Consider the following 9,863-nt stretch of genomic DNA (forward strand, 5'->3'; position numbering starts at 1 on the left):
CGACCATTCCAGAAAGCTGGTAGATAAGTGCGATCGCGTGTCACTCCCGGTTCATCATGGACAATCGCCGTTTGTTCCCCGGCGAGTCGATTAACCAGGGTGGATTTGCCCACATTTGGGCGTCCGATAATTGCAACAATTGGCAGTGCCATAAAACCAGGGTAAGTGAGAGACGTAGTATATCACGTACTTACATTTTACTCGCTTTAAACTGGAAGTTTTAATAACTTTCTAATCATCTGAGGCGATGTCAAAGAAACCTCACCCTGGTTTTACTACATAAAACCGTCCCTCTCCGAGTCGGAGAGGGAAAGACTTGAACTTTAGTTCAAGGCAGGGAGAGCTTTATTGAACTCACATTAATTTACTCACATTAATTTAAAAAATAAAAAAGGTAGGAAATCCTACCTTTTACCCAAAAAAAGCATTTTGTAACCAAATACCAATTTCACTATCACACAAGCTTTTGACAAATCTATTGCAAATCTATGACAAGGGTATGACGGTTAAAACTTCTCTACCAGAGGCTGCACTTCGACTGCGCTCAGTAGAAGTTAGTAACCACACCAACGGCTTCGCTCAGTTTTAACGTCGAGGGAAGCCGAGACGTTAATTTGTCATTGACTTCGCTAGTGCTGCTAGTTGCAACCCAGGCGAATAACTTCCTTCTTCCTTGATCCGTTTAATTTCAGCATCTGTGACCCGCAAATTTAACTTTTGTGCCAACGCCCTTACAATATCTCCCCGGTCAATTACACCAGCGACAGCACCAGCCGGAGACAGCACGGTAATTCGAGGTAACTGCTCATTTTCCAGCTTGTTAATTACCTCAGCTATCGTTGTTGCTTCAGCAACAGTGGGTATTTCTGGCAAGGGATGCACAATGCTATGTAAGGTTTGGGTTTCCCATTCACTCCTTTGGGTTAAACGGAAATCGTCAATGGAAACTAGACCCCGGTAACGTCCATCAGAAGCAGCAAAATAAACCTGTGAGGGAACGGTTTCCAATAGGTATAAATCGGCAAACGATCGCAATGTCTGGTCAGCATCAACTACCCGAAAGTCACGAGTCATCGCATCAGCCGCCACGACTTTGAGTAGGCTTTCTTGCAATGTCGTTACGTTGTCATAACTGTTAGCGTTGCGGACAGCAAACCAACCTAACAGCGCAATCCACAAACCAGTTACTAACTCTCTTGTCAAAAAATCTACAACAAATCCTAAAGCGATCGCACTGTAACCCAAAATTTGCCCAGCCTTTGCAGCCCAGTGTACGGCTTGAAAACGATTACCTGTTATTTGCCATAGTGCTGCTTTTAACACTTGCCCTCCATCTAAAGGTAAGCCAGGAATTAGGTTAAATAGAGCTACCACCAAGTTTATTCTCGCTAAATCTCCAACCATGACACTGAGTGGACTAGTATCAGGTATCACTATAGTTCCAACCTGGAGCAGTAAAAATAGTCCGATACTCACCATAGGCCCAGCGATCGCTACTTGAAAGGCTTTGAAAGGAGTTTTAGATTCTTCTTCAATAGCAGCAATCCCGCCAAACAGAAATAAGGTAATTGAATTAACTTTAATGCCTTGCGATCGGGCTACCAAGCTGTGACCCAACTCATGTAGCAACACCGAACCAAATAGCAGCAGTGCCATAACTATTCCAGCACTCCAAGCTATAACAGGCCCCCATTCCTGATAAGCTACCCCAAAGTTAAGAGTTGCCAACCCTAAAATCACAAACCATAACGGGTCTAAAAACAGGGGAATTCCAAATAAAGACCCAATTTTCCAATTTGTTTGCATTACATTGTCCTAAAACTAGATATCGCCAGTAGTTTCTATACTGCAATACTTGCGTATATACTTATACATATATTTCTGAGCATCAATTCGATAGTGCCGAGTTACGAAATGCTCTTATTTCTAGAATAGACAATTAATGCCTGTGAGCAAAGCTCTGAAGTGGGGCATTGGGCATTGGGAATTGGGCATGGGGCATAGGTTATTTCTTCCTTACTCCCCTGTCCATCATCTTGAGTGTGTTCGATGGAAAAATTGATGTTGATGACATCATGGTTCTTTCTCCTGCATAAATTAACTTACATAAGCCTTAGAGAGGGGATTAATCCCGTTTCTAAAGCCATATAAATCCTCCGTTGATGAAGTAGTTGGAATCGTCTCTCAAGGGGAAGGTTAATAGCTCCCCCCTCAGTTAGAGGGACTACACGGAGGCTGACTGGCTAATGCTCATGAGTTATTTTGCTGGAGAAAAAACCAAAATCGTTTTTAGGAGTTTTGTATTGATTGCGGCGTTACAAGCAACGCCGCGATCATCGCAAAACTATAGACGACCGATGTTAGTCAGTCCTAAAACGATGCCAACGCCGATAATATGACCAAAAGCCATCGCTGCAACGAATGTTGGAATACTAATCGGCAGGATGGGGAACTTGGGGCCAACTAAGGGTTTTTCGATCCTAGTACTTAGCAAAACAATTACTAAGCTGCTGATGCTGATGATGATGCCGACTGTAGGATTCCACGCAGGTGTTGCGGGAACAGTTGCCTGGGCTGCTAGTAAAATAGATGAAATCAAGCTTTTGTCTCCTAAAATGTAGACCTACAAAATTATAAAATTACCAAGGCACAAAAGTTTTGCCAATAGTTTAGACTTTCTTGATAATTATTTTAGATTTGTTCAATTTTCATGCGCGTTAAAATTTGCGGCATCACTCAACCACAGCAGTCTATAGCGATCGCCTCTCTAGGCGCAACGGCACTAGGATTTATCTGTGTGCCAACCTCACCTCGCTACGTAACTACATCTCAAATTCAAGCAGCAGTAGCAGAACTCCCGGCTAATATTGACACAATTGGTGTTTTTGCCAACGCTAGTATCCTCGAAATCAGGCAGATAGTTGTTGATTCTGGGTTGACTGGTGTCCAGTTACACGGGGATGAATTACCAGATTTTTGCTACCAATTACGTCAAGCTTTACCCAATGTCGAAATTCTTAAAGCACTGCGAATTCGTAGTCTTGAGCATCTTGACAGAGCGGCTGATTACACACAATACGTAGATACTTTACTACTTGATGCCTACCATCCCGAACAACTGGGTGGTACAGGCAAAACCTTAGATTGGACAATGCTAGAGCAATTTAACCCTAATTGTCCTTGGTTTTTAGCTGGGGGACTAACAGCAGATAATATTATCGAAGCCCTGAGTCAGGTTAATCCCAGTGGTGTTGATTTATCTAGTGGTGTAGAACGCGCACCTGGAGACAAAGATTTAGATAAAGTAGCCAAGTTGTTTGAGAAATTGGGGAGTAGGGAATAGGGAGTGAGGAAAGCAGGGGAAGAATAAAAATTAATTATCTATTTCCCCTCTGCTCCCTGCTCCCTACCCCTCTGCTTCTTCCCCATTCTCCATTCCCTAAAAGAATGCTGCTTGATGGCGAATCAAATTAAAAAATTCTTCGCGGGTTTTGTGCTCCTCTTGGAACGCACCAACCATTGCGCTAGTAACAGTCCAAGAACCTGGTTTTTGAACGCCCCGCATCACCATACACATGTGGCTAGCTTCCATCACAACCGCTACCCCTTGAGGTTCCAGAATGGTCTGGATTGCTTCGGCAATTTGGCGGGTTAGTCTCTCTTGTACTTGCAAGCGACGAGAATACATCTCAACAATGCGGGCTAGCTTACTTAGTCCCACAACTTTTTGGTTGGGAATATAAGCAACGTGTGCTCTACCCATAAATGGCAGCATGTGGTGTTCGCACAGACTAAAGAAATTAATATCTCTAACTAGTACCATCTCGTTGTGTCCTTCATCAAAGATGGCATCGTTAACGAGTTCTTCAAGGGATTGGGTATAGCCACTGGTAAGAAACCGCATTGCCTCGGCCACTCGCTTGGGTGTTTTGAGGAGTCCTTCGCGTTCAGGGTCTTCGCCAACTCCCAATATTAGTGTCCGCACGGCGTCCTTCATTTCCTCCAGATGTTCCTCTTTTGGCGGGGACACATCCGCTTGTTGCCCGTTGTGGGTGTTGCGATCGGGTCTAGGAGTTATGGCTTCTGACAAATCGGGAATTAAAGGCGATTGAGAGAAATTAGAACCGTTGGAACTAGCAATAGTCATGATTAAGTCTTGGTTATGGTTTGAATTTAGTTATGAGTACAGACGCGATTAATCGCATCTGTACAAAAGTTAGAAGTTAGGAGTTAAAAATTCTAATTCCTAACTCCTAACTTCTAACTCCTAACTTCGCAATTAGAGTGCGCCAGCACTGGGCATCAAGGTCAATTCATCAATAACTGCCTGTTGTGGTAAGAGAACTGTGTAGAGAATTGACTGAGCGACAATTTCTGGGGTTAACATTTTGGAACGGTCGAAGTTGGCATGGACTTTTTCTGTATCCCAAAGTTCGGTATTGACTGCGCCGGGACAGATAGCTGTAACACGAATGCCGTGGGTGCGTTCTTCTTGTGCCAGGGTTTGAGAGAGGGCTATCAAACCAGCTTTGCTGACGCTGTATGCTCCCCAACCGGGAAACGGCTGCTTGGCGGCAATTGAGGCAACGTTGATAATTGTGCCTGTGCCCCGATCGCGCATTGAAGGCAAAATCCCCACAATGCACTGAAACACGCTGGTAAGATTTAAGTCAATTACCTGCTGCCAGTCCTCTAGGGGGGTTTCGGTTAAGGTGCCTGTATAGGCAAGGCCTGCATTGTTTATCAGAATGTCTATATCGCCAAAGTCAAGGGCGATCGCTTGGATCTTTTCTTTTACTTCCAAGATCCGCGCTAAATCTACAACGTAAGCTTTCGCTTCCACCCCAGTATGCTCTACAGCTTCTCTTACCGCCTCCAATTTATCCAAAGAACGGCTGACTAAGGCGACATCTATTCCCGCTTTTGCAAAAGCTAAAGCCGTTGCTTTCCCAATTCCACTACTTGCCCCAGTAATCAGGGCGCGTCGTTTTTGCTCAACACTCATTCATGGTGTCTCCCAATTTTTTAGCAGTTCCCAAACTCTATTACCACCCAATTATTCACACTTCTCGGTTTAGATAGATTAAAGGGATCTAAAAATCTGATTATTTCCATTAAGCAACTGCTATGATCCAGTGCAATAGTAGGTATATTGTGGGTTTTACCAGTGAAGACAACAAGTGGTCGCCTGGAAAACCACGCCGGATACACAAATTAGATTACTTGATAACACAAAAGCTACTCAATCAAATTGAGTAGATTTAGCAAACATGCAAATGCCTATGGCTAGATTGTTAAAAATCTTTAAGCACATAGGCAATTATAGCATTGCTGCTTTGCTAATCAATTATTATGCAGGGTTGTTAGTGGGCAACTTCTGTAAAAACGCCAATTTTGCGGAATTTTTCATAGCGCAGTTGACGGCGTTCTGGAGCCGTTAAACGATTGAGTTCGTCCAAATTTTCTAACAGCACTTGCTTGAGAATGGTAGCGGCTTTTAAAGGATCGGAATGAGCGCCGCCAGTGGGTTCAGGCAGTATTTGGTCGATAATTCCTAACTTTTTCAGGTCGTGGGAAATAATTTTTAGAGCAACAGCTGCTTGGGGAGCCTTAGCAGCATCTTTCCACAGAATGGCGGCGCAGGCTTCGGGAGTGGCGACGGTATAAACTGAGTGTTCAAACATGAGTAGACGATCGCCTACACCAATACCAAGTGCGCCACCGGAACCGCCTTCACCAATAACTGTGCAGATAATTGGTACATCTAAGCAAAACATTTCTCGCAAGTTGTAGGCGATCGCTTCTCCTTGACCTTGATGTTCTGCTTCTACCCCAGACCAAGCTCCTGGGGTGTCGATAAAAGTTAGTATTGGCATACTAAACTTGTTGGCGTGTTCCATTAACCGCATTGCTTTGCGGTAGCCGCCAGGGTAAGGCATTCCAAAGTTACGGGCAATATTGTCTTTGGTATCACGACCTTTTTGATGACCCAACATCACCACAGGTTGCCCACACAGACGACCGACACCACCAACTAAAGCCGGATCGTCACCACCACAGCGATCGCCATGCAACTCCATCCATTCATCACTAATAGCCTGAATGTAATCGAGAGTACTGGGGCGACGCGGATGACGAGCGACTTGCAATCGTTGAGATGGGGATAGACTACTGAAAATTTCCTCACGCAGTTGCATGGCGCGTGCTTCTAGTTGACGAATTTGACCAGAAACATCGACGCCATTTTCCTCTGCAAGTTGCCGAATTTGATCGATTCGGGTTGCTAGTTCTGCTAGGGGCTTTTCAAAATCTAACAGTAGCGGTTTACGCTCGGTAGTTGCCATCGTAGGGGTTATCAATTACGAGTTATGAGTTATCTATCCTTTGTCTTTTATCTTTTGTCCTCTGTCCTTTGTCCTTTATCCTTTGCAAATAACAAATGACTAATGACCAAGGACAAATGACTAAACCAGCAGTGGTCTAAATCCATGTTTTACTGATACCCGACCAATCTGCTCCATTTTTTCTACGGTAATCTGATTCCGTCCCCATGAAAAGTTCGTGTATAACTTCTCAAATTCCAGCAGCATTGATTCGGCAAAACAAGCAAACAACTGGCGGGCTGGCACGTCCATATTGACGATTTTCATAATTTTCCAGTCAATATCCAGGGAATGCTCTACAATTCCACCATTTAACACATGTACACCAGGATACTGAATTTTTGTTGCTAAGTTTTTAGGATAACCACCATCAATCAACAAACAGGGTTGTTTCAAAGTAGTGGGTTCAATTTCCACGCCTTTGGGCATACTAGCAACCCAAACTACAACATCAGCTAGGGGTAGTGCTTCTGTCAAACCCATGATTTTTCCCCGCCCTAGTTCGCCTTGCAATTCTTTGAGACGTTCTTGATCGCGGGCTATCAGCAGAAGTTCTTGAACATCTGTTTTTGCATCTAACCAACGTGTAACTGCACTGCCAATATCTCCAGTTGCTCCACATATAGCAACAGTTGCTTTTGATAAATCAATTCCCAGTTGTTTGGAGGCTTCTTCCACCTGCTTACAAATAATGTAGGCAGTATGAGTGTTTCCTGTGGTGAACCGTTCAAACTCTAGTTTAATGTTGCGGACTTGGCTAAACTGCTCTAACTTAAAGTTTTCAAAAATAATTGAGGAAAATCCGCCTAAAGCTGTGATGTTAATGCCGTGCTTTTGTGCATGAGCCATAGCGTTGAGGATTTTGCGTGTTGCGGCTTTGATGCGGCGACTAGCTAGCATCTCTGGCAAAAAGCAAGATTCTACATACCGTCCTTCAATTTGTTGCCCAGTTATACTGGTGACAATAATGCTATCAACAATTTGCGGTGGGGCGCTACACCAAAAGTCTAGCCCTTGATCGGCATATTCTGGGTATCCCAATTCTTGAGCTACCGATTGAGCGTGTTCCAAACTAGTCAGATGTCCAATTAGACCAAACATGTAGTGATTATTAGGCTTATGCTGTCTCGAAAGGGTGGAATTTAGTAGAGTTGGGAGTTGGGAGTTAGGAGTTGGGAGTTCAACTCCTAATTTCTCACTGAGCATTCCTCACCGGAGGCGAAGCGTCTCCGGCTTTGCTCCTAACTGTTTTTTAAGCAGCTATGAGTCCGTAAGCTGACAGGCGCATAATATCGCGAGTTGTAAAACCGATGTTACTTAATGCTTCACCATACTGAATCATAAAGTCTTCTACCAAAGCATCTTTTTCCATTGCCATTGTGTGGGCATCACCCTCTACTTGGTTGAGCATTCTCCAGACGATGGGTAGGTTCTGGCGATTTGCAAGTTCAAGTTCAGCTTTGGCTTCTGTAAAGTGTTCTTTCAACCAAACTTCTCCAAAGTTGAGGTGGCTATATTCTTCTTTGACTACTCCTTCAGTAATTTTACGGGCAAAATCGTCGGCAACGGGGATGTAGATGTTATATGCTGCGATCGCAAAACATTCAATAATTAAAGACTGAATCAACAAGCAAGTAACAACCTTTCCTTCTGCGGCTGCTGTTTGGAAATTTTGGTGTAGTCCAGAGAAAAATTCTTTAGCAAATTGCAAATCTGGGGTTACTTGTAAATTGCGCCCACAAGCTTCAAATCCTTTCTTATGACGACTTTCCATCTTAGATAGGCGAATCAATTCATCATGAGATTCTGGCAGCAGTTGGGCTAGTGTGATGTAATTCTCATGGGCTTCTTGTTCGCCTTCAATCACGATCGCATTAATCCGGCTATAAGCATCTTTGTATGTTTCGCTCTTGAAATCTAATTCTTTAGATTGGTCTGTAAGCTGCTGCATGGTATCTTTACTCCTGTAAACCTAATTATTTGACACCAGGATTCAATTTACCCCATGAACTGAGGGTAATAATCACTGTGGTTTAATTTAACTTAACAAGTAGACTATCTTTATACATTAATTGTTGCTGGGGGCAATGCTGTAGTACTAGCGAAACAAGTGCTTCGCAGCTCAAGTTATGTTCAAACCAAACCCGAATCTGAAATCTGGCGATTTTGTGAGCCTAGTAGTGTTGCTGCTAGGGGCATTTCTCGTTCTACTACCTCTGTTTGTGGTCTTTCTAACCTCCTTTGCACCGACAGCCAGCAGCCCAGAAAATTTGTCCAAAAATAGCTGGTCTTTAGCTAATTACCGGGTTGCATGGCAACAGGGAAAATTTTTACTGGCGTTTGCTAATTCTACCTTGGTAGCGATCGCTGTGACGGCGTTTCAGATTGTCACTTCCGCTTTGGCGGGTTACGCCCTAGCACGGCTGAAGTTTCGGGGACGCCAAGCACTGCTTTTGGTAGTTTTAGCAACTTTAGTAATTCCCTTTCAGTTATTGGTGATTCCCATCTTTTTGGTTTTGAAGTGGGGACACCTGATAAATACATACTGGGCGCTGATTTTACCCACTGCTGTCAACGGGTTTGGAATTTTCTTGTTACGTCAGTATTTCCAGACAATTCCGGTGGAGTTGGAGGAAGCCGCAGCGATAGATGGGGCGAACCGACTGCAAATTTTGTGGCGGGTGATGTTACCTTTAGCCCGTCCGGCGTTGGTGACGCTGTTTTTGTTCACCTTCATCGGTGAATGGAATGATTTGTTTAAGCCTTTGGTGTTTACGACGCGACCAGAATTAAGGACGGTGCAACTGGCGTTGGCTGAGTTTCAAGAGCAATTTACGAATAATTGGCCGTTGATGATGGCGGCGGTGACAATAGCGACTGTTCCAGTGATGGTATTATTTCTCATCGGTCAGCGTCAGTTTATTCAAGGTATTGCTGCGACAGGGATTAAGAATTAGCAATCTTCAGATGTGGTGCAATTGCTTTTTCCATCATCCTCAACACCCACACACAAAAATAAGGAAATTTGATTCTGAGGCGGGATGAAAAGGGAGGGATTTAAAAGATTGTAATGAAATACATATTCTGCATTGAGACAGAACATTGTTGTGTGCCAAATCTTTATTAATTGTGTGCAAAAGTTAAACTCTATAAACTCTGATAAAAAATAAAAAGCTGATTACCGATTTTGATGTACATTACTTCCAATTGCTAAAGCTTTGCTACCTGTACAGCAACTGTTACTTCTTTAGAAAGGTGAGATATCAAGTATGAGCAATTTTTTGTACTGGGTTAAAGGTCTAGGAATTGCAATAAGTGGTGCAGTAGTTTTGTCTACAAACTCTGCTATAGCCCAAATTAATCATGATGTTACTTTAACTAATAATTCTGGTTCTTCCGCTAGTTTTATGGAGAATCAATACTAAAATGCCAGTTTAATAAACTGCGTAATCTAAAATTGCTAAAGTTACGAAAGCCATA

General features: G+C 43.4%; 12 protein-coding genes. 4 read left to right on the forward strand and 8 right to left on the reverse strand.

Annotated features, from left to right (window positions below):
* On the reverse strand, positions 1-152 hold a 152-nt coding region (locus V7K25_RS19015), incomplete at its 3' end, for a GTPase (RefSeq protein WP_335160076.1).
* Between the two features lie 314 nt (positions 153-466).
* Here V7K25_RS19015 and V7K25_RS19020 point away from each other — a divergent pair.
* Entirely contained in the window at positions 467-589 is a 123-nt protein-coding gene (locus tag V7K25_RS19020; protein ID WP_335160068.1) for a hypothetical protein, read from the forward strand.
* A gap of 20 nt (positions 590-609) precedes the next feature.
* Here V7K25_RS19020 and V7K25_RS19025 read toward each other — a convergent pair whose 3' ends face one another.
* On the reverse strand, positions 610-1,806 hold the full coding sequence (locus V7K25_RS19025; protein WP_335160069.1) for a site-2 protease family protein: 1,197 nt from the start codon (positions 1,804-1,806) through the stop codon (positions 610-612).
* A 538-nt stretch (positions 1,807-2,344) separates the two neighbouring features.
* The gene (psaK, locus tag V7K25_RS19030; RefSeq protein ID WP_322676531.1) at positions 2,345-2,599 is read right to left on the reverse strand and encodes a photosystem I reaction center subunit PsaK; all 255 of its coding nucleotides are present in this window, start codon (positions 2,597-2,599) and stop codon (positions 2,345-2,347) included.
* 111 nt (positions 2,600-2,710) lie between these two features.
* On the opposite strand from psaK, the gene V7K25_RS19035 reads away from it, so the two are divergent.
* Positions 2,711-3,343: a phosphoribosylanthranilate isomerase gene (locus V7K25_RS19035; RefSeq protein ID WP_335160070.1), complete on the forward strand. Its 633-nt coding sequence runs from the start codon at positions 2,711-2,713 to the stop codon at positions 3,341-3,343.
* Positions 3,344-3,439: 96 nt separating this feature from the next.
* On the opposite strand, the gene folE is transcribed toward V7K25_RS19035, so the two are convergent.
* The 5 genes from folE to V7K25_RS19060 all read right to left on the reverse strand — a co-directional run bounded on the left by folE (position 3,440) and on the right by V7K25_RS19060 (position 8,334).
* On the reverse strand, positions 3,440-4,147 hold the full coding sequence (gene folE / locus V7K25_RS19040; protein ID WP_335160071.1) for a GTP cyclohydrolase I FolE: 708 nt from the start codon (positions 4,145-4,147) through the stop codon (positions 3,440-3,442).
* Between the two features lie 132 nt (positions 4,148-4,279).
* Positions 4,280-5,005 carry an SDR family oxidoreductase gene (locus V7K25_RS19045; protein ID WP_335160072.1) on the reverse strand — a complete coding sequence of 242 codons (726 nt, stop codon included), beginning with the start codon at positions 5,003-5,005 and terminating at the stop codon, positions 4,280-4,282.
* 358 nt (positions 5,006-5,363) lie between these two features.
* Positions 5,364-6,344 (reverse strand): acetyl-CoA carboxylase carboxyltransferase subunit alpha, encoded by a 981-nt coding sequence (locus tag V7K25_RS19050; protein WP_109010959.1) that lies wholly within the window; start codon positions 6,342-6,344, stop codon positions 5,364-5,366.
* Positions 6,345-6,464: 120 nt separating this feature from the next.
* Entirely contained in the window at positions 6,465-7,484 is a 1,020-nt protein-coding gene (locus V7K25_RS19055; RefSeq protein WP_335160077.1) for a long-chain acyl-[acyl-carrier-protein] reductase, read from the reverse strand.
* A gap of 151 nt (positions 7,485-7,635) precedes the next feature.
* Positions 7,636-8,334 (reverse strand): aldehyde oxygenase (deformylating), encoded by a 699-nt coding sequence (locus V7K25_RS19060; protein ID WP_335160073.1) that lies wholly within the window; start codon positions 8,332-8,334, stop codon positions 7,636-7,638.
* Positions 8,335-8,512: 178 nt separating this feature from the next.
* Between V7K25_RS19060 and V7K25_RS19065 the strand changes: the two genes are divergently transcribed.
* The gene (locus V7K25_RS19065) at positions 8,513-9,340 is read left to right on the forward strand and encodes a carbohydrate ABC transporter permease (RefSeq protein WP_335160074.1); all 828 of its coding nucleotides are present in this window, start codon (positions 8,513-8,515) and stop codon (positions 9,338-9,340) included.
* Between the two features lie 312 nt (positions 9,341-9,652).
* Positions 9,653-9,808, forward strand: coding sequence for a hypothetical protein (locus V7K25_RS19070; RefSeq protein WP_335160075.1), 156 nt, complete (start codon positions 9,653-9,655; stop codon positions 9,806-9,808).
* The last annotated feature ends 55 nt before the right edge of the window (positions 9,809-9,863 follow it).

The sequence above is a fragment of the Nostoc sp. genome (assembly GCF_036919495.1).
Lineage (GTDB): Bacteria > Cyanobacteriota > Cyanobacteriia > Cyanobacteriales > Nostocaceae > Nostoc.

Excerpts from the sequence above, each read along its gene's own strand:
- V7K25_RS19025 (WP_335160069.1), bottom strand. The coding sequence starts at position 1,806 with ATGCAAACAAATTGGAAAATTGGGTCTTTATTTGGAATTCCCCTGTTT.
- V7K25_RS19035 (WP_335160070.1), top strand. The coding sequence starts at position 2,711 with ATGCGCGTTAAAATTTGCGGCATCACTCAACCACAGCAGTCTATAGCG.
- folE (WP_335160071.1), bottom strand. The coding sequence starts at position 4,147 with ATGACTATTGCTAGTTCCAACGGTTCTAATTTCTCTCAATCGCCTTTA.
- V7K25_RS19045 (WP_335160072.1), bottom strand. The coding sequence starts at position 5,005 with ATGAGTGTTGAGCAAAAACGACGCGCCCTGATTACTGGGGCAAGTAGT.
- V7K25_RS19050 (WP_109010959.1), bottom strand. The coding sequence starts at position 6,344 with ATGGCAACTACCGAGCGTAAACCGCTACTGTTAGATTTTGAAAAGCCC.
- V7K25_RS19055 (WP_335160077.1), bottom strand. The coding sequence starts at position 7,484 with ATGTTTGGTCTAATTGGACATCTGACTAGTTTGGAACACGCTCAATCG.
- V7K25_RS19060 (WP_335160073.1), bottom strand. The coding sequence starts at position 8,334 with ATGCAGCAGCTTACAGACCAATCTAAAGAATTAGATTTCAAGAGCGAA.
- V7K25_RS19065 (WP_335160074.1), top strand. The coding sequence starts at position 8,513 with ATGTTCAAACCAAACCCGAATCTGAAATCTGGCGATTTTGTGAGCCTA.
- V7K25_RS19070 (WP_335160075.1), top strand. The coding sequence starts at position 9,653 with ATGAGCAATTTTTTGTACTGGGTTAAAGGTCTAGGAATTGCAATAAGT.